Source organism: Campylobacter concisus, assembly GCF_050447445.1.
GTDB classification, from domain to species: Bacteria; Campylobacterota; Campylobacteria; order Campylobacterales; family Campylobacteraceae; genus Campylobacter_A; species Campylobacter_A concisus_BI.
Genome location: NZ_JALMFW010000001.1, coordinates 1,093,557 through 1,120,550 on the forward strand (window position 1 = coordinate 1,093,557; position 26,994 = coordinate 1,120,550).

Below are 26,994 nucleotides of genomic sequence, written 5' to 3' on the forward strand. Positions count from 1 at the left end.
ACCCATTGCTCCTTAAAATTTTAATCCCTTTTTCAGTTTTCTTATCAAAAACCTAGCTGGATGAAGCTCATGAAATAGTGACCTTTCTATACAAAGCGGACGATCAAGCACAAGATCGGCTACCAAATTTGCTCCAAGTATCGCTGTACCTAGGCCTCGCGAGCCGTGGGCAAAATTTACAAAGACATTTTTTTCATAACTTGCTTTTGGATTGTTATCTTTATTTTTACTCCAAAATAGCCCTTTATAGTTTTGCTTGTAAAATTCTTCGTCATGCAAGGCACCAATTATCGGAAACCTGTCTCCACTATAACTTCGGTAGCCTACTTTTGCACCGAGAATGGTTGCTTTTTTGATATCAAAAAACTCACTTACGTCGTTTAAATTTTTAGTATTATCTTCTTCTTTAGGCGTGTCACAAATTTCGTTTCTAGCGTAAGTTGCTCCAATAACTTGCACACCTTTAATGACTGGGCAGATGTAGCCTTTTGCACTTAGCGGTAAAGTATTTTTAAGTATTGGTTTTAAGTGGGTTACTTGACCCCTGACACTACTTATTTGCATATCGTAGCCATTAAAAATTTCACTACTCTTACTGCCAGTGCAAAAGACTAAGATATCAGTCTCTAAATTTTTACCGTTTTTAAATTTAACGCTGATTTTGCCGTTTTGCAGGTGCGCCCTGCTCTCATACTCGTGATTTAATACAATTTCAAAACTGCCTGACAAAAATTTACAAATTTCTCTTGGTCTGGCGTATGCACCATCTTTTATAAATATGCCAGGATATGGCTTTAGACTCTCATCAAATTTAAAAATATCGCTAGCAGCTTGATCCTGCCACGAACCATATCTTTTAATGAGTTCTTCATCAAATGCGTAGTCGATGCAGCCGTTAAATTTTATAAGGCTTTTTGGCAAAGTTGCCTTGTAAAATCTCACTGCTTGCAAAAATGCGTTTAAATGCATGCGACCTAAATTTACCCCGGGCTTGGTAACTAACGGCATCAAAGCGCCACAGTGATTACCTGAGCCATTTGTAGCCACCTCGCTCTTTGCCTCGGCGATCACAACTTTAAAGCCATTTTTGGCTAGCTCGCCAGCTGTTGCAAGTCCAGCCACACCAGCTCCTATGATAAGCGCTGTTTCGCCATTTACACTAGCAACTGGCTCGCATCTCACAAACCAAGCATCCTTTAAATTTTTATCCTTTTTCTCTAGCACGGCGCTACTCATCTGACGTTTTCTAGCGTAACCCTCCTTTAGGCTTAGCAAAAAGCCAGCGCCCTTTAGCCCGTCTTTTACTATTTTTGCACACGAGTAGGTTCTAGCAATCGTGCCAACCCTGCTTAGTCTTGCGATCTCTCTAAAAATTTCTTCGCTCCAGATCGAGCCATTTTTACTTGGAGCAAAGCCGTCTAGAAACCAGATGTCAGCGCTAAAATCAAGCTCAGGTAAAATTTCTTTAGCCTCGCCGTAGCAAAGATCAAGGGTGATATTTGGAGCAAAATTTATACGGTGTATGCCCTCAATAAGTGGCGGATAGAGCGAAACCAGCTTTCTAGCATAAGCTTTAAAAATGCCTAAATTTTCATAAATTTTTAAAATATCATCTTTTTTGATAGGACTTTTTTCGATGCTAACGAAGTGAAGTTTTTTAGAGCTATTTTTAAATTTCTTACAAAGCGTGAAGAAATTTAGCCCAGCACCAAATCCTGCCTCAGCGATGACGAAGCTATCTTTACTCTGCCAAATTTCATCAAGTGCGCTTGCAAAGACAAATTCACTCTCAAGCCAAGGTTTGTCGGTATTGAAATATATATCACCAAACTCCTCGTTAAATGGGATTTGTCCTTTAAAGCTTAAATTTGCATTTTTCATCTATTTTTTGCAAAATATCCATCTATACCGTTTGCGATGCCATTTGCAAGGGCATTTTGATATGCATCATTAAAGAGCTTTTCGCCCTCGACTGGATGCGTGATATAGCCGATCTCAACAAGAACTGCTGGCATAAGAGCGCCTACGAGTACCCAAAACGGCGCCTCTCTCACACTGCCATCACTTGCAGCATAGACCTTTCTAGCACTTGCTAAAATTTCTTTTTGAATATCGATGCCAAGCTTATTTGATGCGATAATCTTCTCGCGGTTTAGCACGTTTAAAAACGTCTGCTGCGAAAAGTAGTTCATCTCTTCGATATCTGATTTGTTCTCAAGTGCAGCCGCGTTTTTGCTACGTTCGCTTCTTGCAGGCGATAAGAAAAATGTCTCAACGCCGTGCATGCTCTTTGCCTTTGTAGCATTTGGAGCGGCATTTGCGTGAATGGAAACAAATAGATCAGCCATCTTATCATTTGCAAATTTTGTTCTTGTTCTTAAATTTATAAAGACATCGGTTGATCTAGTAAAATAGACCTTGTAGCCACGTGCTTTTAGTATGTCGCCAAGTTTTTTGGCTACACCTAAAACCGCGGTTTTTTCCTGAAGCTTGCCATTTACTGCACCTGGATCAGTGCCACCATGACCAGGATCGATGACGATCGTTTTGTTGCGTGAAAATTTACCAGTCGCAACTGGTGGCAAAGGTGCTGCCACTGGCTCACTTTGTGCAGGCTGCGGCTTTAAATTTGGCTCAGGCTCTTTGTGTGGCACTTCTTCATTTTTGTTTTTAGTTTTATGAAGTGGTGCTTTTACATTTTCGTTTGAGATAAAATTTTGTGTACTTATTATGAGTAGATCACCTGTTGCATTTGCTTTTATAGTCTTTTGGATCTTATCAGAAAAAATAACTCTAACAGTATTTTTATCATACTGCGAGATGTGAATATAATCAGATATAAAATTTTTATAAGTTAGCGGATTGCCATTTAATCTACCATCGATATCCATAATGTTTTTATATGTATTTTGTTGCTTTAAAAAGGATGTTTTTAGTTTTGCAGTATCGATTTTTGTATTAAACTTAAGCACTAAAGTGTCATTTACCTTGGTTGCACTAAGCAGAGTCAAAGTAGCGGTGCTAGGCGTACTAGCGCTCTTTACGCCATTTAGTGCATTTAGATCTTTTATATACCCACTTGAATCAAAACCAAGCGATTTCGAGCTGGTTATAAGTCTTGTGAGCGCTTGTTTTTTTATATTTTTATCGTTTTTTATGATCGCGTCGACATAGATATCTTTTATATCGTTGTGAAATTTGATCTTTACACTTCTGCTTGAGCTGGCAAAATTTTTATCAAATTTTGCAAATATCTCAGAATTTGTCGCAGCAAAAAGAAAATTACAAACAATAAAAAAGAGGATTATCGCTCGTTTCATTCACCATGTACCAGCTTGTGCATTAACTCTTTTACACTTATTAGCTCTTTTAGTTTATACCCGTTTGCTCCCGTGAAAAATAACCCGGTCTCTTTTTTGCCACTAAATGAGTCAAACAGCCTATCAGCGATGCAATATCCAACCTCTTTAGCCCCTTTGCCCCTTTGACAAGGGCTCACGCAGTTGCTTATACACTGGATCTTTGGTCCCATCCTTTTTTCTACCAAATTTATCAAATTTGTTCTTATCCCACGAGCCGGATAGCCAACTGGACTTTTTATAAGCTCTATGTCCTTTTCCTCGGCTGCTAGTATCACCTCTTTAAAGCCAATATCCGCGTCGCACTCATGAGTTCCGATGAAGCGTGTACCCATTTGAACGCCGTCTGCTCCTAGCGATATTGCTTTTTCTATATCATTTTTATCCCAAATTCCACCAGCTGCGATGAGCGGAAAGTCGCCCCACTCTTTTATCTCGGCCTTTACTTGTGGGATTAGATTAAATAGCGAAAACTCAGGATCAAGGCACTGCTCGTAAGTAAAGCCCTGGTGTCCGCCACTTAGTGGCCCCTCAAGCACAACAGCATCTGGCAAGCGGTCATATCTTTGTAGCCAGCGCTTGCAGATGATCTTTAGTGCTTTTGCACTTGAGATAATAGGAACTAGCGCAACCTCTTTAAAATTTTGTGTAAATTCTGGCAAATTCGTAGGTAGCCCAGCACCTGATACGATGATGTTTATACCGGCTTCACAAGCATCTTTTACCACTCTTGCGTAGTCATTTGCAGCATACATTATATTTACACCAAGCGGCAGGTCTCCACAAATTTTTCGGGCATTCTCAATAATTGCTCTAAGACCTCTTGTTGAGTAGAAATTTTCACTTCCAAATGGCTTTGCATTTAGCTCTTTGTTTATAAATTTACGATTTTCATAATATCCTGTGCCAACTGAGCTGATTATTCCAAGACCTCCTTCTAGGCTGACGTTGCCAGCTAGTTTGTCCCAGCTGATACCAAGTCCCATACCGCCTTGAAATATCGGATACTTTATCTCATATTTTCCTATTTTTAATGGCTTTAACTCCATCTATTCAACCTTTACTTTTGCAAATTTACGCTTTCCGACTTGCAAGATATATTCACCTGCCCCTAATTTTAGCTGCTCATCACTAATCTTTTCTTGATTAATGCTAACCGCATTTGCCTTTATGTCGCGTCTTGCTTGAGAATTTGACTCACTTAGCTCACACTGCGATAAAGCTTCCACGATCCAAACTGGTGCTTTTAGGCTAAATTCTTTTATATCAGTTGGGAGCTGATTTTGAGAGTGCACGCTATTAAACTCAGCCATCGCAGCCTTTGCAGCCTCCTCGCCGTGATACCTTGCTGTTATCTCGTACGCAAGATCCTCTTTTGCTTTTTTTGGATGGTACTTGCCGTTTTTAACATCGTTCATTAAATTTTCTATCTCGCCAAGGCTTTTTGTGCTTAAAAGCTCGTACCAACGCCACATTAGTTCATCGCTTATACTAAGCGTTTTTGCAAACATATCATTTGCATTTTCAGTTACGCCGATGTAGTTGCCAAGGCTCTTGCTCATCTTATTTACACCATCAAGCCCCTCAAGAAGTGGCATCATGATGACAGCTTGCTCTTTGCCGACATTATAAGTCCTCTGCAAGGTTCTACCCATTAGAAGGTTAAATTTCTGATCCGTACCGCCCATCTCGATGTCGCACTTCATCGCGACACTATCATAACCTTGAAGAAGTGGATACATAAATTCACAAATTGAAATTGGACTGCCAGCTTTTATCCTTTTTTCAAAGTCGTCGCGCTCTAGCATTCTAGCGACTGAAAATGTGCTAGTTAGCTCTATTATTCCAGCAGCTCCAAGCTCATTTGACCATTTTGAGTTAAACATTATCACGGTTTTTTTTGGATCTAAAATTTTAAAAACTTGCTCTTCATAAGTTTTGGCATTTTTTAAAACCGTCTCTTGATCTAGCTTTTTTCTAGTGACTGATTTACCAGTTGGATCGCCTATTTGAGCAGTGAAGTCGCCTATCAAAAACTGCACGATCGCGCCATGTTTTTGAAGCAGTGCCATCTTGCTTAAAACGACTGTGTGTCCCAAGTGAAGGTCTGGAGCAGTTGGATCAAAGCCAGCCTTTACATAGAAATTTTCACCTTTTTCATAATAGTTTTTTATTAAATTCTCAACTCTTTCAAAGTCAATAATCTCGGCGACACCGCGTTTTATCTCTTGTAAAATTTCAGCTATATCTTGCATTATCTTTCTCCTAGTTATGGTATGGATCGCTTTGCGAAACGAAATCTATAATCTTATATCTATCTTTGATCTTCTCTCTTAGCTCGTTTGCATCGATATTTTCGGCTATCTCAACACTTATTTCAAATGTATCACCGCTAAGGTCATTTGCTTCGTTTAGCGAGATTGTAGCCAAATTTACATCTAGTCTAGCAAGATATGTTAAAAATTCAGCCAACGCGCCTTTTCTGTTCTCAAGATTTAATAAAATTTTATATCTATGTGGGGCATTTCTAGTCCATTTGACAAATATGATCTCATTGCCCTTATCCATAAGCTTTCCAGCACGCTCACAAAGCTTGTGATGCACTGTCACATTGTGCCCATTTTTAAAGCCAACTATACTATCGCCTCTTTTTGGGTTACAACAATAGTCAAACTCGACATTTGAAATTTTGTGATTTGAGTAGATTACGATATTTTCAAATTTTTGCTTTTTAACCTGATATTTATCGCCCAAAGAGATCATAAAAGGACGCTCTTTTTTTATATACTTTTTAAGCATATTTACAACCTCTTGCAAAAAATCGCTTTCAGTTGCAGCACGAAAAACTTTTTTGCCTAAATTTTCATGCTCTATCCAGTCTAAAATTCTATCTTTAGAAACGCCAAAAACCGACTTTAAAATATCAACTGCGATTTTATAATTTATATCTTTTATCTTTTGCTTGCAATATGTTCTTATCGTAGCCCTTGCTTTACCAGTTCGAACGCTATTTATCCACGAACAGCGAAATTTTGCCTCCTCGCCAGTTACGATCCTTACAATATCGCCGTTTTTTAGCTCTGTTAAAAGTGGCATCCTGACGCGATTTATATAAGCTTCTTTTGCGTAAAGTCCGATCTCTGTGTGAATCTCATAAGCATAATCAAGTGCAGTAGCCCCGCGTGGAAGCGTAAAAACTTCACCTTTTGGCGAATAGACCGCAATATCTTCTATATAAAGACTATCTTTTGCATATTCATAAAGCTCTTCGACGTTACTTTCAGCTTCATTGTTTTGCATACCAATGTCGTTTAGCCAGTCAAGCTTTGGATTTAGTAAACTGCCCTCGCCGTTTTTGTATTTCCAGTGAGCTGCAACACCGTATTCAGCGGTTTTGTGCATATCGTAAGTACGAACTTGTGCCTCAAAAATACTCTTATTATCAAAAATAGTTGTATGTATCGTTTGATAACCATTTTGCTTTGGAAGCGCAATATAATCCTTAAATCTCGAAATAAGAGGATTAAAATTTATATGCAAATTCCCAAGCGCAAGGTAGCAATCAAGTGGCTTTTGCACAAGAATTCTAATAGCTAGCAAATCAAGCACCTCTTCAATCGAAATACCTTTTCTTTGCATTTTTAAATAGATTGAGTAGTAATGCTTTATGCGTTTTTGTATCTCAAAAGTGCCCTCAATAAAGCCGTTTTCAAGCAAAATTTGGTTTACTTTCTCGTAAAAGGCATTTAGCTTAAGGCTAAGCTGCTGTTTATTTTTATTTAAAAAGCTATCGATCTTAGCGTATTCTTCTGGCATCGCATATTTAAAACTTAGATCTTCAAGTATGTTTTTAATCGATGAAATTCCAAGCCTATGAGCAATCGGAGCATAGACCATAAGCGTCTCTTCAGCAATGCGTTTTTGTTTTTCTACCTTTAATGCATCAAGGGTTAGCATATTATGAAGTCTGTCACAAAGCTTAACCACAAGAACCCTAACATCCTCAATGGAGATTAAAAGCATTTTTCTAAAAGTTAGCGCCGAACTTGCTAGTTTTTCATTACTACTTGAGCTTGCAAGTTTGTTTTCTCTTATAGCAACTATCTTTGTAAGCCCCTCAACTAGCTTTGCCACTTCATCACCAAATTCAGCCTGGACTTCGCTAAGCGTAACTTCAGTATCTTCAACTACATCGTGAAGTAGTGCAGCTATAACCATACTCTCATCTCCGCCCATATTTGCTACTATTGATGCTACCAAGATAGGATGGATTGCGTATGGCTCGCCACTTTTGCGGTATTGACCGGCATGAGATGTGACACAGCTATCTATAGCTTTGTCTAATTTATCGCTTCGTTCGCAAAGAGAAAAGAGCAGCGTTATAGCTTCTGAAACATTTTTACAAGGTAAAATTTGTTCTATTAGCTGCTCTAAAAAAAGACTATTTTCCTTCAACTATTGCCTCTAAGCCTATTTTGCCCTCAGCTACTTCAAGTAGCGCAATGTCGGCAAATTTCATCTTTGAAGTATCGGCTTCTACGAGCACCACTGCTCCATTTGCTAGTGCTTCTGCACGCTTTGCTACGATAAGTGAAAGTTTATATCTATCATCACCAACTTGTTTTAATGCTCTTGCTGTTATTTGTTCTGTTCTCATTTTTATCCTTTTTAAAATTTATTTTACTACTGAATATAGGGCTGCTTCTTCTTCATTTATTATTTTTAATAAATTTCCAGCCTTAAACATATTACAAACCAAAATCGGCAGTGAGTTATCTTTTGCTAAAGCTATGGCAGTATCGTCCATAACCTTGATATCATCGCTCATTGCCTTTTCGTAGTTTAGTGATTTTAAAAGTTTTGCATCTTTGAATTTTTTAGGGTCTTTATCATAAACGCCATCAACCTTTGTAGCTTTTATGATCATATCTGAGCCGATTTCAATAGCTCTTAAAGTTGCTGCTGTATCAGTTGTAAAGAATGGATTACCAGTACCTGCAGCAAATATAACGACTCTACCTTTTTCTAAATGGCGCTGTGCACGTCCCACGATAAAAGTCTCACAGATCGCTTCCATTTTGATTGCACTTTGCACTCTCACCTCTAGCCCACTTCGCTCTAAAGCTTCACGCATTGCGATCGAATTTATAACAGTTGCTAGCATGCCCATGTGATCGCCGCTCGTTCGTTTGATGATGCCATCTTTTGCAGCACTCACACCGCGTATAATGTTGCCACCACCTATTACGATGCCAACCTCGATACCATTTTCGACAAGCTCTTTTATCTCATTTGCTATAAATTTAAGCACCGCCGTATCTATGCCAAAACCATTTTCTCCCGCTAAAGCTTCGCCTGAAAATTTAACCAATACGCGTTTTCTTTTACTCATTGTCATGCTCCTTGAAATTCACGCATTCTAGCCAAAAAGGCTTTAAATTTAGCTAATAATGCTTACAAAGTGGCTATTTTGAGATCATTTCAAGTGGATCAATGTGGTAGTTTCTTTGCGTTACTTCAAAGGTTAGATCGTTTCTTACTCTACCTATGACGTAGCCTTTTTGCACGACTGAGCCTACTTTGACTGTCGGTGCGATTTGGCTTAGGTGAGCATAGATCGTGTGTATACCATTTTCATTTTCTATAATGACTACATTTTCAAGCATTGGTGTCGCTTTTGCAAAGACCACTTTGCCATTTAGTACGCTTTTGACCTTGGCATCTGGCGTGGTTGAGCGAAGCGTGACTGACTCATTAAAAATTTTGATGTTATATATTGGATCTACGTAATTTCCAAATTTTTGCTTTACGGTGTAGCTATCAAGAGGAGCGATTGTCTTTGCACCTGAATATTTTTTTACCGAGCTTGTTTGATAGCCTCCACCCATTGGTTGGCTTTTTTCGCCTTTTTTAGCACCTTTGCTTGCAGCTGCTTTTTCTTGTTTTTCTCTAGCAGCACGTGCGGCTTCATCTTCTTGTTTTTGCATGATAGCAAGCTGCTCTAGCGTCTTTCTTAGCTCATCTTGTTGGGCTTGAAGTTTGGCTAGCTTTTTGCTGTAAATTTCCTTATCACGTTTTAGTCCGTTTATAGTATTTTTCTGCGTACTCTCTAAATTTTGCAAGTCACTTTGCTTGCGTCTATAGTTTTTGATGCTTGAGTTTATCTCGCTTATTTTGTTTGATTTATTTTTTATCTTCTCGATCGTATCTTCATAGTTCTGGCTAAGTCTTTTAAAATCCTCTTTTGTGATGGCATTTAGCTTGGTTAAAATTTGAGATGAGATGATGCTCTCCTCGCTTTGCTTGCCCTCAGTTGCAGACATCAAAAGATCAAACGACAAATCTTCTGCGATGATCCTTATCATGTTTTGCTCAAGCTCCTTTTGAGTGCGTTCTAGCTCTTTGTTTTGCTTAGTTAGATCATCAAGCTCAATAAGTGCCTTTGAAGCATTTGTCTCAAGAACTGAAATTTGACCTTTTAGATTTGTGATATCGCCACTTATTCCACGTAGTTTTTTCTCGCCACTTACGATATCACCAGCCAAATCATCTAGCTTTTTACTAAGCTGCTCACTCATCGCCTGACTCGACCTTAATGAGTTTTTGGAGTCTTTGATCTTCTCTTTGGTATTTGACGCAAAAGCTAGACTAAAAGCTAGCAAAAATATAAAAATTCCTTTTCTCATATCGTGCTTTTTCTAGCCTTACTCATCACCAAACTGACAGCAAAAATACTTAAAAACATAGCCACGCCAAATAAAATAAAAATATCTCTTGAGGGATCAAGACTAGGCAATACCACATCAATACTTGCGGCATTTTCTCTAAAAATTTCAATACCAGGCAAGAAAAAGAAAAATACACCAACTGCAATGGTAGCAACTAGGCTATCAACCATAGCTGATTTGTAAAGCATGGCTGATTTTAGCCAAAAAGGTGCTCCAAAAAGTGTCATAATCTCGATGCGCTCTCTATGCTCAAATAGCCAAATTTTAGCCTGCTTTAGCATAAGCATAAGCCCTATTACGCAAAGTATCGCCATAAAAGCATACGATATACTTTTGGCTAAATTTAGTATTTTAAAGACCTTATCGTGAGTCTTTGAAAATGTCTCGACCTTTGTGATCCCATCAAATTTTAAAAGTTTTTGCTTTAGCTCATCCATGTACTGCGGTGTCGGGAATTCACTAAGTTTTAGTGAGTAAAATTTAGGTAGCGCATTTTGCAGTATGGACAAATTTTTAGCAGAGATGTCATTTGAAAGGCGGTCGATGATCTTTTGTGGACTTAGTGGCTCGAGGCTAGCTAGATTACTCACGATCGGCTTTAGCATAGCATCACTTAACTCTTTACTTGAAACTATGACGATGTTGTAGTCATTTCCCATAAGTCTTTCATAATCTCTCACAACCTTATCAGCAGTTAGGCTAAACTGCACAGAAAACAAAAGCGCGATCAGTGGCAAGATAAATCCAAGATGATTCTTAAGCGATCTCATGCACGCCTCCATTTTCTATGACGAAGTGACGGTATGGGATACGAAGTGTCGATGGGATATGGTGCGTGACAACTACCACGCTCGTACCTAAAAATTCCCTAGCTGATTTTAAAAGCGACCAGATGACGTCGCTTGAGTATTCGTCTAAATTTCCAGTTGGCTCGTCGCATAAGAGCAAATTTGGATTGTGTGCTAGAGCCCTTGCCATAGCTACTCTTTGCTGCTCACCACCGCTTAGCTCCATTGGATATTTATCAGCTTTATGAAGCATATTTACATGTTTTAAAAGCTTCGCTACTTGCTTTTTACTCACATTTTGATTGATGCCTTTGATGATGAGGGGCAACATGACGTTTCTTTCCACATTCCATTCATTTATCAAACGATAATTTTGAAATATAATGCCAACTCGCTGCCTAAGCTCACAAAGCCTTTTATCATCGATGTCATCCATTTGTGTCATGCAGACATTTAGCTCTCCAGCAAGAGGTGAAATTTCTCCATAAAATGATTTTAAAAGCGTGCTTTTTCCACTTCCGCTCTTGCCTGTGATAAAGACAAAATCATTTGCATAAATATCTAAATTGACGCTATTAATTACGATTTCATCGCGTTCATAAGCTAGGCTCAAATTTCTTGCACTAATTATCTCTTGCATCAGCCAAATACTCCTTCAAAAGCTCGTGTGCTGCTAAATTCTCACGAATTAAGATCGGTTTTTTTATAAAATATTCGCTTTTTTCATCGCTTATTTTGATAAAACATTGCTCAGGTTTATTAAATGCTCCAAAAGCAACTTTTAGCAAAATTTCACCCTCGTTTATGGTGTAAATTTCTTCAAAATGTAAAAAATAATCCTCTTTTTTGATGATGAAATTTTTGAAATTTTTAATGATATTTTTTACACTTGTCTTTTCTTTAAAGCTAAAATCCCCAACTAAAACACTCTCGCCACTTTCAACCTCACAAGTATAAACAACATCGTAAATATCCTTATCTTGACGTCTCCAGCGGTCTTCGTACTTACTAGTTACCTCTAAATTTCTATTTTTAAAAGCTTCTAGCTTTGAGTTTGTAGGCTCTAAAAATTTACTCAAACTAAAGTCGCAATACTCCTTGCTATCAGTCCTTAACTCAAATTTACCGCCTACTTTTAGTATCCTCTCGCATTCAAGTGCAAATGCCGATGAGACCACGCGTCTATGCTCAGCCTTATCCCAAGGCACTGGAAAATGCAAAAAGACTCTATCAACTAAATTTGAGCCAATAAGCGAGAGTAAAAGTCTGGCGTCAGTGTTTATTAAACGCACGTTTTCTAGGTCATTTGCCTTAGCTAGCTTTGCTACTTGCTCGATACTTGGCTTATACACCTCTATGCCTATAACCAAAGTTTTTGGATTGTTTTTGGCTTGATAAAGCAAGTGCCTACCAGAACCAAAGCCGATCTCTATAAAAATTTGATCAAATTTATCTTTTAGCTCACAAAATGCTGGCACAAATTCTTCAAGGCTTAAAATTTCACTCACTTTTTTAGTCAAATTTGTCTTTTTTACAGCAAATGCTTGACTGATTATATCGTTACAATTTTGCTCTTTAAAAAGCTCAAGCGCCTCTTGTAAAAGGCCAACTTTAGCTGGCTTTGTAAGCTTTTCTCCCTTTACGACGATGCCATTTTTACCGGGCTTTACGACTAGGAAAAAACTCTCTTCTTCATTTTTTGTGTATATGAGCCTCTCGTTTCGCCCATTTGCCTGCCAAAGAAATTTGACTTTGTCATTACCAAATGGAAACGAGAGCTCTTTTAAAGACGAAGCGATGAAATTTGGCATTATTTTATACTAACTTCTGCTTTTGATGACTTGTCAGAGGCAATACCGTACTCATCGATAGCTACGACGCTGTAAGAATAGCTAGCTCCTTTTTGCACGCTATCATCTCTAAGTCCAGTACCATCTATGCCACTAAAAATTTTCTCGCTTGCGCCACTTCTATAAACAGTGTACGAACTAGCTCTATCAACTGCACTCCAATTTACATTTACTCCGCTACCATCGTAGCTAGCGCTAATATTTGGGGTCTTTGGTGCACTAAGTGTTATCCCCACGATTGGCTCTTCTTGTTTTAAACTCTCAAGGCCGTCTTTATCGACTGCTGTGACTCTGTAATACCTCGTCGCTGCATTTGTGTTTATGAGATCCTCATAAGTGTTGCTAGTCGTTTTTGCTAGGTATGTGTAAGGTAAAATTTTACTCACTGTCCTATAAACCTTAAAATAAGCAAAATCCTCAGCCGGCACGTAATCCCAAGTTAAAATTATCTTTTTTGGTGCATTTTTTGTTGCCTGAAGGTTTGTTACTGATTTAGGGTAACTCCTTTGTCGTTGCACTTATATTTTGGCTTGGTTTTGAAACAACGCCTGAAGAAGTTTTAACTAAAATTCTATACTCATAAGACTTACCAGGTTTTACCTCAGTATCGATATATTCGGCATTTAGTCTGCCATTTACCTCTGCGATTTGGCTAAATTTATTAACTCCGGCATCACTTCTTTGAATGATATAGCTTGCCACGGTGCTATCAGGATGCGGTCTCCAGATCACTTTCACACGTCCTGGAAGCCCTGTAATAGCTTGCGAAAATGGTACTGAGTCAAGCAGTGGCTTTGTAATTGCTGTTGCGATCGTGCCCGGTTGAGAGATGGCATTGCTTGAGTAGGTTCTCATTTGGTATGAGTAAGTTGTCTCTGGAGCTAGATTGCGGTCCACATAGTGCGTAGCAAAGCGGTCTTTGATGTCTGCAACTAGCTGCATTTTTGAGTTTGCGTCATTTGGATTTGAGCGGTAAAGATAGTAGCCAACGACGCTCTCATCGGTCACTGGATTCCACTCGAAGCCAACTTCTGTCATATCTGAAATAGTCTTTAAACTTGTAATCGTAGGCAGTGACATACTTTGCTGAGTCGGTACGCTAGAGCCGCATCCCGCTAAGAAAGCTGCCAAAAATGGTGTCAATATGCGTAGGGCAAATTTTTTCATCAAAAATCTCCTTGGGAATTTTTTTGTAAATTATCTGGTTAAAGTCATCATACGTTTTTGCGGTAAATTCTACCCTTTTGCCAGTTCTTGGATGGATAAAATAAAGCATATAAGCGTGAAGCATAACCCTGCTTATTTTATCGCCTTGGCTCTTAAATCCGTATAAATCATCGCCTAAAATATGGCGGTTTATGCTAGCAAGATGCACTCTTATCTGATGAGTCCTGCCTGTAAAAAGTTTTGCTGCTATTAAATTTATGCCATTTTCGCTTAGTAAATTTACAAAGGCACTTTTTGCAAATTTAGCATCCTCGATGATCGCTTTTTTTAGGCGGTTGTTTGGATTTCTGCCGATTGGCTTGTCGATGATGACGTCCTCTTTTAACGGCAGGTCGGTAAGCGCTAGATAAATTCGCCCCATGCTTTTATCGCTTAGCTGCTCGCTAAGTTTTGCGTGAGCAAAATTATTTTTGGCAACGACGATAGCACCGCTCGTGCCTTTATCTAGGCGGTGGACGATGCCAGCTCTTACATCGCCATTTAAATTTGAGAGCATAAATCCTTTTTTATTTAGCCATTCAACAAGTGTCGCCTCTTTTACGCTTGGAGCTTGATGGACGACGATTTGAGGTGGTTTATTTAGCACTATGAGATCGTCATCTTCGTAGATGATTGGGATGTCAAAATTTACTTCATACTCGTTTTGCACCTCTTTTTTTGGAGCGAAATTTACGCAAATTTCATCGTTTTCACTTAACAAAAAGCTTGGTTTTGAGACTGGTTTTAAATTTACGCTTACAAGGGAGTCTTTTATCAAATTTAAAGCTTGATTGCGTGAAATTTGAAGCTCTTGTGCCACTGCAACGTCGAGTCTTGAGCTATTTAAAACATTAAATTTAACCAAAATCAAAGCCTTGTTTGTGATATAATCTAGCCCAAAAATTAAGGTTTGCTTCTTGATAAAACTAGATCGGCGTATTTTAACACATTTTGATTTTATTCAGCCGTTTTTAATAATCCCAATCATAGCCATCTCATACATACTAGTTTCCGAAGCAAACGACATCCTGGCAAATAAACAGCTTGTATATTTTGGCATTGGTTTTATTTCATTTTGTGTCGCATTTTTGTTGCCCATTAGGCGTATAGACTGGATCATTCCGATGTTTTACTGGGTTTGCATCGTGCTACTTTTAAGCGTCGATCTCTTTGGCGTTAGCAAGCTAGGAGCCAAACGCTGGCTAGAAATTCCATTTGTTCACTTCACACTTCAACCATCAGAACTGATGAAGCCAGCCTTTTTACTGATGCTAGCCTATCTAATAAAACAGCGTCCTCCAGAAGCTAATGGATACGGATTAAAAGATTTTTTAAAGCTTAGTTTTTACATACTTTTGCCATTTGCTCTCATTATGAAAGAGCCTGACCTTGGCACCGCACTCATACTTTTAATAGTTGGCTACACAATACTTTTTGTTATCGGTGTAAATAAGAAAATTTGGATCACCATCATCCTTGCCATAGGCTTTTTGGCGCCGGTTTTGTATGAAAATTTACATGACTATCAAAAGAAAAGGATCCACGATTTTATCGCTGAAGAGCCAAGCTATCACGTCAAACAAAGTATCATCGCCATAGGTAGCGGCGGACTCAAAGGCAAGCCAAAGGACGAAGCGACTCAGACGCACTTTAAATTTTTGCCAATCGCCACTAGTGACTTCATCTTTGCCTACAATATCGAGCGTTTTGGCTTTTATGGTGGATTGTTTTTGCTTGGACTTTATGGAGCGCTTATAACACATCTTTTAAGTTTAAATTACGGCCTAAAAAATGACTATTTTACGCAAGTTACCACCACGGGGATTGCTGCACTTATTTTCGTTTATGTGGGTGTAAATGTCTCAATGACGATCGGTTTTGCACCAGTTGTAGGTGTGCCGCTACCATTTTTTAGTTACGGCGGAAGCAGCTTTGTTACATTTATGGTGCTTTTTGGAATTTTGCAAAATTTGCTAACTTTTAGGTTTGATAGGACATACAGTCTGGTAAAATTTCGCTTCTAAGTTAAATTTAGTATTTAAAATTTATCTCCAAACATCGAATACATCGCTTTTTCTTCACCCCAAATCTCTTTGTGTTTTTTGATGCAAGACTTTATGGCATTTGCAAGGTATTTGATATCTTCTTTAGTGTGCGTATAGTGAATACTGACGCGTACCCAGCCAGGTTTTACATAAAAAATAGCATTATCTTTTAAATGAAGCAGATCATGTCCGTATGGACCAGCACAGTCACAGCCTGCACGTGTTTGGATACCAAAGTCATTGCTTAAGCTAGCCGCAAAATCATAAGGCGAAACATCTTTTATATTAAAAGCAAAAATAGGCAGTCTATCTACATTTTTTGGACAGTAATTTATCACTTCATCTATATTTTTTAGCTCTTCGCAAAAGAGACTACCTAGCTCAAACTCAGTCTCTTTTATCTTATTAAGTCCGATCTCATTTCTTAGCCTATAGGCTAAATTTGCACGCATTAGCTGCATTATCGGTGGTGTGCCGCCCTCTTCTAAATTCTCAACTTCATTAGTAAAAATATGTGATGTCCTGCTTACGTACTTGACTGTGCCTCCAGCTGCAAATGTAGGCAAATTTTTACAAAGCTCTTTTTTGATAGCCAAAAGCCCACAACTCCCAACTCCCCCAAGTAGCTTGTGAGGCGAGAGAAACAGTGCGTCAAAATATCTGCAATCAACATTTTCATAAGCACTAAGAGTAGCCACATCAAGCGCTAAAATGCCATTGTATTTTTTGATTAGTGAGTAAATTTTTTTATAATTAGTTTTAACGCCAGTGACGTTTGAAGCAGCGCTAAAACTAGCTATTATCTTTCTTTTTGCATTTTGTTTTAATGTGTTCTCAAGCATCGCATAATCTATCTCATTATTTTCATCAAGCTCTATACGTTTTATATCACAAAGCCCTTCTCTTAAGCTAACTTCAACGGAGTGATGCTCATAAGGGCCAATGATCGCTAGTGGCAAGTTTAATTTTCTTAAATTTGCTTCACCGATCAAAACTCTTGTAGCTGGTGAGATATAAATTCCCATTATCTCCTGAAATTTCTTTATCGCAGCCGTTGCTCCTTGACCAGTCGCAATAAGATAAAAACTATCATCAAGGCCCAATAAGCTTTTTAACTCAGCCCTTGCATTTTCATAGCATTTTTGCGTTAACGCCGCGCTTGAACTACTATCTGAGTGAGTGTTTGCGTAGGTTTTTAAAAATTTTAAAATTTCATCTTCAATGGGCTTATAAGCAAGACCTGAAGCCGTGTAGTCAAAATAGTAAAGGCCTTCTTTTAAAATGATATTTTTTCTTACTTCATCGATATTTAGCAATGTTTTCCTTTTTTAAAGCAGGGATTATAATTAAATTTTCATAAAAAGCTTGCAAAACAAGCATCTTTTAAAGCAATAAATTTCTTTGTAAATTTTCTATATTTTTCTTTATCGTGCCATCTTTATAGATAGCGGATATTAAGGCGATCATGTCTGGTTTTACTCTAGCGACACTTGCAATGTTGCTAGCATTTATGCCCCCTATGACACATACATTCATTCCCATTTCTTTTGCTTTTGATATAGTCTGAGCCTTGCAAAGTGGCGCATTTGGTTTTGTTGGGCTTTTAAACATAGCTCCAAAAGCCACATAGCTAGCACCATTTTGTTTTGCCTTAATAGCAAGCTCCAAGCTATCATAGCAGCTAACTCCCACGTAAGCATCATCCCCTAAAATTTCAAACGCTTCTTTTATACTCGCATCATCTTTTCCTAAGTGCACAGACTTTGCCCCTATATGAGCAGCAAATAAAACATCGTCATTTACGATAAATCTAGCCCCAAATTTCTCACATAGATTTAAAATTTCACTAGCTAGCCTCTCGTCTTTGGGTATTTTTTTAGAGCGAAATTGGAAAAATTTCACCCCACACTCTAAAATTTCTTTAGTGTATTGCAAGGCTAAATTTTCAGGCATCAACACATCGTCGCTAATCGCATAAATTTCAATCAATTATGCCAACTTTATGATTTAGTAGACGTTTGCCAAATTTTGTCGTAATTGCATTTTTAATAGCATTTAAAATGTATTTTTTGGCTAGTTTTATGGCCTCTTCTTTGGTGTGTCCATTTGCCAGCAAGCAGGCCAGCGCACTTGCAAAGCTACATCCAGCCCCGTGCATGATCTCTGGTTGTATTAGTGGCTCTTTAAATTTAAGCACATCACCATTTTTTTTAAAAAGAGTATCTTCGCAAATTTCTGCAACCGTGCTTCGCTTTAAGATCATATCGCAAGGTAAATTTTTGCTATCAAGCTCCAAAACTTTGGCTTCATCGATATTTGGCGTAATAATGTCTGCAAATTTAAAAAGCTCTTTTAAGCTTGCTATCGCGTCATCTTCTAGTAGCTTTGAGCCTGATTTTGCTACGCAAACTGGGTCTATTACTATTTTGATGCCTTGCTTATGAAATTTTTCAAGCCAAGGACCAACGCAAGATATAAGCTCTTTATTAAAAAGCATACCAACCTTTATGACATCTATGTTTAGCTCTTCGTCTACCATTTTGATTTGTTCATTTAGATTTGTAACATTTGTAGCAAAGATATTGCTAACGCCATTTGTATTTTGTGCCGTAAGAGCCGTAATAGCTGTCGCTGCGTAGCAAGAAAACGCCTCGCATGTCTTTATATCAGCCTGCACGCCAGCACCACCAACACTATCACTTCCTGCAATTATTAATATATTTTTCATCTATCTCCCTTGCAACCTGAAATTTTATCAACACTAAAAGGATCATCGACTTTCCAAATGCTTGAATACTTCTTAATGCTATTTTTTAATGCATCTACTAAATAATCCACATCTTGTAGCGTATGCGTATAGTGAAGTCCAGCCCTTACCCAGCCTGGCTTATGGGTAAATAGTGCATCTTCTTTTAAATGAAGCAGATCATGTCCATATGGCCCAGCACAAGAACATCCTGCACGCGTTTGAATGCCATACTCTTTACTTAAAACTTTAGCTAGTTCATAAGGCGAAACGCCGGCCACGTTAAAAGCAAATATCGGCAAACGCTTTATGTTATTTGGATGATAGCACGTAAGCTCAGGAATTTCTGCTAGTCTTTTCTCAAAATACTCTCCAAGCTCGCTCTCGTTTTCATATATTGCCTCAAATCCTATCTCATTTCTTAGCCTATAAGCCAAATTTGCCCTTATAAGTCCTAAAATAGGCGGAGTGCCAGCCTCTTCTAGCTGCTCACTATCTTTTACAAATATAGCATAGTTTTTGCTGACATAACTTACCGTTCCGCCACCAGCAAATGTCGGCTCATCTGAGTTTGCAAGTATCTTTTTTATAGCAAGAAGCCCACAACTTCCAACTCCACCAAGCAATTTATGTGGCGATAAAAAAAGAGCATCAAAATAGTCACAATCAATATTTCCATAAGCGCTAAAACTTGCCGCATCAAATGCCACAATGCCACCATAAGATTTTATAAGAGTATAGATTTTTCTATAATCGCTCAAAACCCCAGTCACATTTGAAGCCACGCTAAAAGTTGCGATGATCTCACGACCGACATTTATCCTTAAAATTTGCTCCAAATGACTAAAGTCGATCCCTCCATTTTTATCAAGCCTGATACGCTCAACCTCACAAAGTGCTTGCCTAAAGCTTATCTCATTTGAATGATGCTCATAAGGGCCAAGCACCACAAGTGGAGAATTTTCATCTGGCTTTAATGCATATCTTTTTTTTAATGCTGGCGGTGCATAAATTCCTAAAATTTCTTGAAATTTCTTTATCGCACCGGTAGCTCCATTGCCACAAGTAAAAAGATAAAAGCTCTCATCAAGTCCTAGTAAGCTTTTTAATTCACGTCTTGAGTCTTCATAAGTTTGAGCGGTTTTATAGGCGTTTGATGAGCTGATAGAGTGCGTATTTGCGTATGTTTGGAGTATTTTTGCTATCTCATCTTCGATAGGTTTATAAGCTAGCCCTGAAGCTGTAAAGTCAAAATAATAAATACCATTTTTTAAAATTATATTTTCTCTAATATGCTCTAAATTTACCAAATCACAACCCTTGTTTTTTGCGTAGCATTATAGATTACTTTAGCTAAAATATACTACAATGCCCAAATAAAGGAGCCAATATAAAAGCTTTAAAATCAACATTTGAGCGAATGAAACACCTTGATATAAATGAACTTATTAAATTTCATCTCGTCTTTGATGAGTTTGATTTAAAGCACTCATATTATGATGTTTTTGAAGCGATTGAGGCTGAAATTTTAAACAACTTCTTAGCCTTGATGCCAAAATTTTACTTCGAATCCGATACAAACGATGCTATAAAATCTACCCTCATAAAACTCGCACGAAGCGATAGAAAAAAATTTAGCGTAAATAAAATTTTACCTCAAAGCCTAGCTAGCAAAGTCTACGCAAAGCTTTTTGAAAAGAATTTTTTACTGCTAGAAAAAAGTAGAGAAGTACTTCCAAAAAGATCAAAAAACCAAATGCTAAAAAAAGAGGAAAGGGGCTATAAAGTTGAGGATAAAATACATTTTAATAGCCACTTTTCAAGGTTTTGGTTTAGATTTATAGAGCCAAATTTAAGCTTGCTAAAAGCTGGTAAAAATGATGAAATTTTAGCCATCATAAAAAAGGAATTTGACGAATATGCAAGCCTTGGATTTGAAATTTTATGCGGTGAACTCATGGCAAAAAAATTTCTGATTAATGGCATATTTTTAAGTAGCTTTTGGAGCAGGAATATAGAACTTGATATGCTATTAAATATAGGCGGCAAGATCATAGTCGGCGAGGCAAAATACAAAGAGAGAAAGGTTTGTAAAAACGTGCTAAATTTACTATTAAAAAAATGCGAAAAACTAAATATCAAGCCAGATATTATCGCTCTTTTTTCAAAGAGTGGATTTAGTAGCGAGCTAAGAAATCTAAAGGATGGGAGGCTAAGGCTTTATGAAATTAGCGATTTTGAGGAACTTTTAAAATGAACGAACACGATATCCAAGCTGGCTTAAAAAGCCTGATAGAGCAGACTTATCTTATAGAGAATGAATATAAAAATTTAACATCATCTTATGCAAACTTACAAAATTTCATTAAAGATATTGTAGAAATTTTGCCAAATGCTATCTGGGTGCTAGATGAAAATGATGAGATTTTTTTACAAAACTCAGAAGCATTAAGACTTGGTAAAATTTTTAAAGAGATACCAAAAAAAGAGGGCGAGATAAATGTAGATGGGCAAATTTATCTTTTTAAAACAAGCTCTAAAGACAATAAACTAATAATCTCTGCAACAAATATAACAGCAGAAAAACGCACCGAGCGTCTTGCCTCGATGGGTCAAGTAGCAGCTCACTTAGCCCATGAGATCAGAAATCCAGTAGGCTCTATCTCGCTTTTAGCTTCGACACTGCTTAAAAGAGCTGATGAACGCATACAGCCTATCGTAAATCAAATACAAAAAGCTACATGGCGAGTCGAACGCATAATAAAAGCTACACTGCTTTTTACAAAGGGTCTTAATATAAATGCGCAAATTTTTGACTTTTCACAGCTTAAAAAAGAGTGCGAAGAGGCTATAAATTTTTACGACTATTCAAAGGATATAAAATTTAGCCTAGAATTTCCAGATGGAAAATATATAGGTGATCTTGATCTACTAGCTATCGTCTTTCAAAATATTTTATTTAACGCCATTGATGCCATTGAAGAGAGCGAAGACGACGAGGGAGAGATCATTTTAAGCTATGAAAAAACACCGAGTGAACATAAATTTATCATTTACGATAGCGGCGAACCTATCAAAGATAAAGCCATAGTTTTTGAGCCGTTTAAAAGTAGCAAACTAAAAGGAAACGGACTTGGTTTGCACCTTTGCTTGCAGATCATAGAGGCTCACAAAGGCAGCATCGAGATCACACTAAATCCAAAAACATTTTGCATAAATTTACCAATAAAGGAGTAAGAATGAACATACAAAACGAACTTGAGGCTTTTAAAAAATCTCTTCAAACGCTTGATTTGAGAGAAATTTCAAATGATGGAGCAAAAAATGTTGCATTTATTTGCATTGATATGATAGAGGCTTTTGCTGGTAGCGGCGCACTCTCTAGCCAAAGAGTAGCCGCCTTATCAAAAGGGATCGCGACACTTTTTGATAAAGCGTGGAGAGATTTTGGCTTTAGAAATTTTATCCTTATAGAAGATAGGCATACCAGTGATTCAAAAGAATTTGAGACCTTTTTGCCACACGCAATGCTTGATACAAATGAGATAAAAACTGTAAAAGAGATAGAAAGTCTAAGCTTTTTTAAAGAGATCAAAGCATTTTATAAAAACTCTTTAAGCATTGCATTTAATAAAGAATTTGAGAAATTTTTAGAAGAGCATCCGGAGCTAGACACCTTTATAGTCACTGGGGATTGCACTGATATGTGCGTTTATCAATGTGTTAGTTATCTTAAACTACGAGCAAATGAATACAATAAAAAAACAAGAGTTATCGTGCCGTTTGATCTTACGCAAACATATGACATACCAGGACACAATGGCGACTTTTACCATGAGATGTTTTCTCTTCATATGAAGCTAGCACTTGGTGCTGATGTGGTAAAGAGCATTAAATTTTAAAGCGTACTTGAAATATTTATGAGCCTATTTAGCTCGTCAAATTTAAAGCTAAGCTCGTTTTTATTTGCTACGATCTCATTAGGACTTTCGCTAAATTTCATATCACAGCTTAGCAAAAGTCCTTTTACAAGGATTTTGTGATCTAGTTCGTAAGTGCTTAAACAATCATTTACTACACTCAAAAGCTCATTTGCTAGCACTGGCTCTTCAAAGACTATATCCGATCTAAAAGCCACATACGCAGCTCCACCCTCGTACTCTATCCTATAATAATTTTGCTCATCAAAAGCGGTGCAAGCAACCATACTAATCGTGTGGCCATTAAAATTTTCACCTAGCTCAAATTGTGGCGTGCTAAATATACTAAGTCCAAATTTCTCGCCAAACTCACGTGCTTTATTTGCAAGCTCGAGCAACCGCTCATCAAAGCCATTTATATTTTCATAACCCCAAAACCACGTATTTGACGAGAAGCTCTCAGAGCCGATAAACTGCATATCAAACTCACGCTCATCAAAGTAAATTTTACCGCTATCAAAATCAACCTGCCAGTTGCTACCTTCAACAAGTAGCTTAAATGCACGTTTTTGAAGTAATGTCGCTTTACCGACGCATGCGCTAAAAAGCTTGCTCCAGTTACTTTTATCTACGCCAAGCTTATCTAAAAACATCGCTTCTCTCAGGCCTTAGCAAGCTATTGCTTGAAGTGCTTTTTCTTTAAAGCTGTCATTTACAACAAATTTTGTCTTATAGACAAAAATTTGAGCAGTATTTTCATTTTTTATCTTAATAACAAGACGCTTATCATTGTTTGTGCCACTTTTTATATGTTCGTTATAGCCAAGATTATAAAGGTTAGTGATCTTATCTTTGCTAAGCTCACTAAGGCATAAAAGCACCTCTAGCTCAGCATATTCTCTTGCTCTTTGAGGTGTGCTAGCTTCTTCATTTTTAGAAAATTTAGAGTTTTGTTTTAGCTTTCTTGTTTTAAAGTCTAAATTTTGCGCATCTTCTAGGCTATAAACCTCATTTAAATTTGTCCTTACAAATTGATCGTCTTTTGTGATATTTATCCTAAAAGCATAAGGCAGGTCGCGTTTTGCTTCATCTTTTACTATATCTTCGATGTTACCAAGCTCTCTTTCAAAGACTGCGATCTCGATATTGCCATGAAAGTCAAGCACATTTATCGTGCCCATTTTCTTGCCGCTTTTGGTTATCCTTGTGCTAAAGTCTTCGATCTTGCCAACGACTAAAATTTCAGCGCTTTGCGGCAAGCTCTCAAATTCTGAACTTAGAGTGTATTTTATCTTATTGATCTCGTCTTTATAATCATCAAGTGGATGACCAGAAAGGTAGATACCAACGCTCTCTTGCTCAAATTTTAAAATTTGTTTGATGTCAAATTCATCATTTATCGTGACAAAATTTATCTTCACATCGTTCATGCTCTCATCTTCGCCGAATAAACTCTCAACTACATTTTTACGGATCTGCGCAGCACTTTTGCAAGCTTCTATGATATTTTCTACATTTTGCATAAGCATCTTACGACTAAAGCCAAACTCATCAAAACATCCAGCTTTTATAAGGCTTTCAAAGACCTTTTTATTTACTTTAAATGGATCAATCCTTGAGACAAAGTCGTCCATACTCTTAAATTCGCCATTTGCTTCACGCTCAGTGATAATGTTTTCAATAGCCGCACCGCCAACGCCTTTAATCGCACCAAGCCCAAAGATAATGCCGTCGTGATCGCCATTTTTAACGACGCTAAATTCTTTAGTTGATTTATTTATAGATGGCGGCAAAGTGTCTATATTTATGCGTTTTATCTCATCGATATAGCGAACGATCTTATCGACGTTGCTCTCTTCGCTTGTAAGAAGTGCAGCCATAAATTCAGCTGGATAATAGGCCTTAAGATAAGCTGTTTGAAAGGTAACATAAGCGTAAGCTGCGGAGTGAGATTTATTAAAGCCATATCCTGCAAATTTTACAATTAGCTCAAAAAGATCGTCTGCTTTTTGTCCATTTAACCCTTTTGCCTCAGCGCCTTTTACAAACTCACCCTTTAGCCTATCCATCTCCTCTTTGATCTTTTTACCCATCGCACGGCGCACAAGGTCCGCACCGCCTAAGCTAAAGCCGCCTATGGCCTGCACGATCTGCATGACTTGCTCTTGATAGACGATGACGCCGTATGTTGGCGCAAGGATCGGCTCAAGCTCCTTAAATGCGTATGTTATCTCCGCCTCACCATGTTTTCTTTTGACAAAGTCATCAAGCATGCCACTTTCCATCGGTCCTGGGCGGTAGAGCGCTAGCATCGCGACAATATCTTCAAAGCAGTCTGGACGCAAACTAGTTCCTAGCTTTCTCATGCCCTCGCCCTCGATTTGGAAAATTCCTATCGCTTGGCCACTTTGTATCATTTTATAAACATTAGAATCATTTTTATCGATCTGCTCCCAAATGATATCCTTGCCAGTTCGTTGTTTTACCAGCTTTATGGCATTATCGATAACCGTTAGTGTTTTTAGTCCAAGAAAGTCAAATTTTATTAAATCAACGTCTTCTAGGTATTTAAGGCTATACTGCGTAACATAGCGATCTTCTGGGCTGTTTGGCTGACGAAATAGCGGAGTTTTATTCCAAAGCTCCTCATTTGAGATAACAACACCTGCTGCGTGCTGGCCGGCGTTTCTGTTTAGTCCCTCAAGATCAAGAGCAAATTTCCAAATTTTAGCTGCCTTTGGATTTTGACTTATTAGCTCAGCTATCTTTGGCTCTTTTTCATAAGCATCTTTTAGTGTAATACCAAGTTCATCAGGTATTAGCTTCGCCATCGCATCGGCTTCGGCGTAAGGCATATCACAAACCCTAGCAACATCTCTAATGACACCTTTTGCAAGCAATTTACCAAATGTAATAACGCCAGCAACGTTAAATTTTCCATATTTTTGCGTAACATAGTCAATTATCTCACCACGCCTGCTCTGGCAAAAATCCACGTCTATATCTGGCATACTAACACGCTCTGGGTTTAGAAACCTCTCAAAAAGTAGGTTGTATGGGATTGGATCAAGGTCAGTGATCTTTAGCGAGTAAGCGACCAAGCTACCAGCCGCGGAACCACGTCCTGGACCAACTGGCACACCTCTACTTTTAGCCTCATTTATGAAGTCCCAAACGATCATCATATAGCCTGGGAAATTCATTTTATTAATTATGCCAATCTCTATCTCAAGGCGCTTTTTGTATTCGTCATGTAAATTTTCAGGGACAAATTTTAGCCTCTCTTCAAGCCCCTTTCTACATTCATATTCAAAAAATACAGCATCATTTTTAAAGCTATATCTATTTTCTGGCTCTGGAAGTGTTAAATTTCTCTCTTTGGCATATTCAAGAGTAAATTTAAAATTTGGCGGAGTTGGATTGCCAAGCTTGATTTCAAGGTTGCACTTATCTACGATCTCTTGGGTATTTTCTATCACTTCAGGGATATCTAAAAATAGCTCGCTCATCTGCTCTTTGCTTTTTACAAAAAACTCATGGACGCTGTGGCGAAGTCGGTTTGGATCATCTAAAGTTTTGTTCATCGCGATACACATAAAAACCTCATGTGCGTCGGCCCGCTCTTTAAAAGTGTAGTGAGTATCGTTTGTGGCGATGACCTTTATGCCAGTCTCTTTGGCGATGCGCAAAATATCATCATCAATGCGTTTTTGATCACCGATGCCGTGACGCATGATCTCAAGATAAAAGTCATCTCCAAAAATTTCTTTATACTCAAGTGCGACCTCTTTTGCTCTCTCGTAGCCTTTAGCGCCAAATTTGACGTTACGATCGCTTAAATTTAAGTGCCAACTCACCTCGCCCTGCAAGCAAGCAGAGCTACAAACCAAGCCCTCGCTATGCTCTTTTAATATCTTTTTATTAATGCGAGGATAGTAGTAAAAGCCCTCGATGTAGCTCATAGAGCTAAGATACATCAAATTTTTATAACCAGTCTCGTTTTTGGCGATTAAGATAAGGTGAAAGCGTTGTTTGGTGCTTTTGTCATCAAGCTGCTCGCCATTATGCACATAAGCTTCGATGCCAATTAGTGGTTTTATACCCTCTTTTTTCATCGCCTTGTAAAAATCTATCGCTCCAAACATATTGCCGTGATCAGTAATCGCCGCTGCTGTGTCGCCTCTATCATGAAGTACGTGAGCTAGCTCTTTTATCTTGTTCGCTCCGTCAAGAAGGGAGTATTCGGTGTGTAAATGCAGGTGTGTAAAGCTAGAATTTTCACTCATTTTTTATCCTTTTTTAATGAGTGGATTTTACAAAATTTTGGCTAATAAGGTGCTTGATGAAAACTT

The 26,994-nt window shown here is 38.0% G+C and carries 24 protein-coding genes; 4 read left to right on the forward strand and 20 right to left on the reverse strand.

Going from position 1 to position 26,994, the window contains the following annotated elements; all coding sequences use genetic code 11:
• Window positions 1–12: 12 nt before the first annotated feature.
• From mnmC to MTT30_RS05755, 14 genes are all read right to left on the reverse strand, one after another.
• The gene (gene mnmC, locus MTT30_RS05690; protein ID WP_429801285.1) at window positions 13–1,881 is read right to left on the reverse strand and encodes a bifunctional tRNA (5-methylaminomethyl-2-thiouridine)(34)-methyltransferase MnmD/FAD-dependent 5-carboxymethylaminomethyl-2-thiouridine(34) oxidoreductase MnmC; all 1,869 of its coding nucleotides are present in this window, start codon (window positions 1,879–1,881) and stop codon (window positions 13–15) included.
• Window positions 1,878–3,320 carry an N-acetylmuramoyl-L-alanine amidase family protein gene (locus MTT30_RS05695; protein ID WP_429801286.1) on the reverse strand — a complete coding sequence of 481 codons (1,443 nt, stop codon included), beginning with the start codon at window positions 3,318–3,320 and terminating at the stop codon, window positions 1,878–1,880. Before MTT30_RS05695 ends, mnmC begins: the two co-directional genes overlap by 4 nt.
• A complete protein-coding gene (locus MTT30_RS05700; protein WP_021091713.1) occupies window positions 3,317–4,408 on the reverse strand; it encodes a nitronate monooxygenase in 1,092 nt (363 codons plus the stop codon). The genes MTT30_RS05695 and MTT30_RS05700 overlap by 4 nt, the downstream gene beginning before the upstream one ends.
• The gene (gene tyrS / locus MTT30_RS05705) at window positions 4,409–5,614 is read right to left on the reverse strand and encodes a tyrosine--tRNA ligase (protein ID WP_429801287.1); all 1,206 of its coding nucleotides are present in this window, start codon (window positions 5,612–5,614) and stop codon (window positions 4,409–4,411) included. It abuts the gene before it with no gap.
• Window positions 5,615–5,624: 10 nt separating this feature from the next.
• Window positions 5,625–7,814 carry a RelA/SpoT family protein gene (locus tag MTT30_RS05710; RefSeq protein WP_103600546.1) on the reverse strand — a complete coding sequence of 730 codons (2,190 nt, stop codon included), beginning with the start codon at window positions 7,812–7,814 and terminating at the stop codon, window positions 5,625–5,627.
• Entirely contained in the window at window positions 7,801–8,016 is a 216-nt protein-coding gene (locus MTT30_RS05715) for a DNA-directed RNA polymerase subunit omega (protein ID WP_021091717.1), read from the reverse strand. Before MTT30_RS05715 ends, MTT30_RS05710 begins: the two co-directional genes overlap by 14 nt.
• 18 nt (window positions 8,017–8,034) lie before the next feature.
• Window positions 8,035–8,751 (reverse strand): UMP kinase, encoded by a 717-nt coding sequence (gene pyrH / locus MTT30_RS05720; protein ID WP_054196984.1) that lies wholly within the window; start codon window positions 8,749–8,751, stop codon window positions 8,035–8,037.
• 73 nt (window positions 8,752–8,824) lie between these two features.
• The gene (locus tag MTT30_RS05725; protein WP_429801288.1) at window positions 8,825–10,045 is read right to left on the reverse strand and encodes a murein hydrolase activator EnvC family protein; all 1,221 of its coding nucleotides are present in this window, start codon (window positions 10,043–10,045) and stop codon (window positions 8,825–8,827) included.
• Window positions 10,042–10,857, reverse strand: a complete 816-nt coding sequence (locus MTT30_RS05730) for a cell division protein FtsX (protein WP_429801289.1) — start codon at window positions 10,855–10,857, stop codon at window positions 10,042–10,044. The genes MTT30_RS05725 and MTT30_RS05730 overlap by 4 nt, the downstream gene beginning before the upstream one ends.
• On the reverse strand, window positions 10,844–11,515 hold the full coding sequence (locus MTT30_RS05735; protein WP_084109431.1) for a cell division ATP-binding protein FtsE: 672 nt from the start codon (window positions 11,513–11,515) through the stop codon (window positions 10,844–10,846). The genes MTT30_RS05730 and MTT30_RS05735 overlap by 14 nt, the downstream gene beginning before the upstream one ends.
• Window positions 11,499–12,686 carry a tRNA (guanosine(46)-N7)-methyltransferase TrmB gene (trmB, locus tag MTT30_RS05740; protein WP_429801290.1) on the reverse strand — a complete coding sequence of 396 codons (1,188 nt, stop codon included), beginning with the start codon at window positions 12,684–12,686 and terminating at the stop codon, window positions 11,499–11,501. The genes MTT30_RS05735 and trmB overlap by 17 nt, the downstream gene beginning before the upstream one ends.
• The gene (locus MTT30_RS05745) at window positions 12,686–13,111 is read right to left on the reverse strand and encodes a hypothetical protein (protein WP_429801291.1); all 426 of its coding nucleotides are present in this window, start codon (window positions 13,109–13,111) and stop codon (window positions 12,686–12,688) included. The genes trmB and MTT30_RS05745 overlap by 1 nt, the downstream gene beginning before the upstream one ends.
• Before the next feature lie 106 nt (window positions 13,112–13,217).
• On the reverse strand, window positions 13,218–13,892 hold the full coding sequence (locus tag MTT30_RS05750; protein WP_429801292.1) for a fibronectin type III domain-containing protein: 675 nt from the start codon (window positions 13,890–13,892) through the stop codon (window positions 13,218–13,220).
• A complete protein-coding gene (locus tag MTT30_RS05755) occupies window positions 13,825–14,796 on the reverse strand; it encodes an RluA family pseudouridine synthase (RefSeq protein WP_429801293.1) in 972 nt (323 codons plus the stop codon). Before MTT30_RS05755 ends, MTT30_RS05750 begins: the two co-directional genes overlap by 68 nt.
• Window positions 14,797–14,848: 52 nt before the next feature.
• Between MTT30_RS05755 and MTT30_RS05760 the strand changes: the two genes are divergently transcribed.
• Window positions 14,849–15,955 carry an FtsW/RodA/SpoVE family cell cycle protein gene (locus tag MTT30_RS05760; protein WP_429801294.1) on the forward strand — a complete coding sequence of 369 codons (1,107 nt, stop codon included), beginning with the start codon at window positions 14,849–14,851 and terminating at the stop codon, window positions 15,953–15,955.
• A 14-nt stretch (window positions 15,956–15,969) separates the two neighbouring features.
• Here the strand turns inward: MTT30_RS05760 and MTT30_RS05765 are convergent, their stop codons facing one another.
• From MTT30_RS05765 to MTT30_RS05780, 4 genes are all read right to left on the reverse strand, one after another.
• On the reverse strand, window positions 15,970–17,292 hold the full coding sequence (locus MTT30_RS05765; RefSeq protein WP_429801295.1) for an aminotransferase class V-fold PLP-dependent enzyme: 1,323 nt from the start codon (window positions 17,290–17,292) through the stop codon (window positions 15,970–15,972).
• Between the two features lie 67 nt (window positions 17,293–17,359).
• On the reverse strand, window positions 17,360–17,965 hold the full coding sequence (gene thiE / locus MTT30_RS05770) for a thiamine phosphate synthase (protein ID WP_429801296.1): 606 nt from the start codon (window positions 17,963–17,965) through the stop codon (window positions 17,360–17,362).
• Window positions 17,958–18,704, reverse strand: a complete 747-nt coding sequence (locus MTT30_RS05775; RefSeq protein WP_429801297.1) for a hydroxymethylpyrimidine/phosphomethylpyrimidine kinase — start codon at window positions 18,702–18,704, stop codon at window positions 17,958–17,960. The genes thiE and MTT30_RS05775 overlap by 8 nt, the downstream gene beginning before the upstream one ends.
• Window positions 18,701–20,032, reverse strand: a complete 1,332-nt coding sequence (locus tag MTT30_RS05780) for an aminotransferase class V-fold PLP-dependent enzyme (RefSeq protein ID WP_429801298.1) — start codon at window positions 20,030–20,032, stop codon at window positions 18,701–18,703. The genes MTT30_RS05775 and MTT30_RS05780 overlap by 4 nt, the downstream gene beginning before the upstream one ends.
• A gap of 110 nt (window positions 20,033–20,142) precedes the next feature.
• Here MTT30_RS05780 and MTT30_RS05785 point away from each other — a divergent pair, with 110 nt between their 5' ends.
• The 3 genes from MTT30_RS05785 to MTT30_RS05795 are packed head-to-tail and all read left to right on the forward strand — an operon-like array spanning window position 20,143 to window position 22,624.
• Window positions 20,143–20,979 (forward strand): DUF234 domain-containing protein, encoded by an 837-nt coding sequence (locus MTT30_RS05785; RefSeq protein WP_429801299.1) that lies wholly within the window; start codon window positions 20,143–20,145, stop codon window positions 20,977–20,979.
• Window positions 20,976–21,959 carry a sensor histidine kinase gene (locus tag MTT30_RS05790; RefSeq protein WP_429801300.1) on the forward strand — a complete coding sequence of 328 codons (984 nt, stop codon included), beginning with the start codon at window positions 20,976–20,978 and terminating at the stop codon, window positions 21,957–21,959. The genes MTT30_RS05785 and MTT30_RS05790 overlap by 4 nt, the downstream gene beginning before the upstream one ends.
• A 2-nt stretch (window positions 21,960–21,961) precedes the next feature.
• Window positions 21,962–22,624, forward strand: a complete 663-nt coding sequence (locus MTT30_RS05795; RefSeq protein ID WP_429801301.1) for a cysteine hydrolase family protein — start codon at window positions 21,962–21,964, stop codon at window positions 22,622–22,624.
• Here MTT30_RS05795 and MTT30_RS05800 read toward each other — a convergent pair.
• Together MTT30_RS05800 and dnaE are read right to left on the reverse strand one after the other, a co-directional pair.
• Window positions 22,621–23,295 carry a DUF6882 domain-containing protein gene (locus tag MTT30_RS05800; protein WP_429801302.1) on the reverse strand — a complete coding sequence of 225 codons (675 nt, stop codon included), beginning with the start codon at window positions 23,293–23,295 and terminating at the stop codon, window positions 22,621–22,623. The genes MTT30_RS05795 and MTT30_RS05800 overlap by 4 nt on opposite strands.
• 15 nt (window positions 23,296–23,310) lie before the next feature.
• A complete protein-coding gene (dnaE, locus tag MTT30_RS05805; RefSeq protein ID WP_429801303.1) occupies window positions 23,311–26,928 on the reverse strand; it encodes a DNA polymerase III subunit alpha in 3,618 nt (1,205 codons plus the stop codon).
• Between the last annotated feature and the right edge of the window lie 66 nt (window positions 26,929–26,994).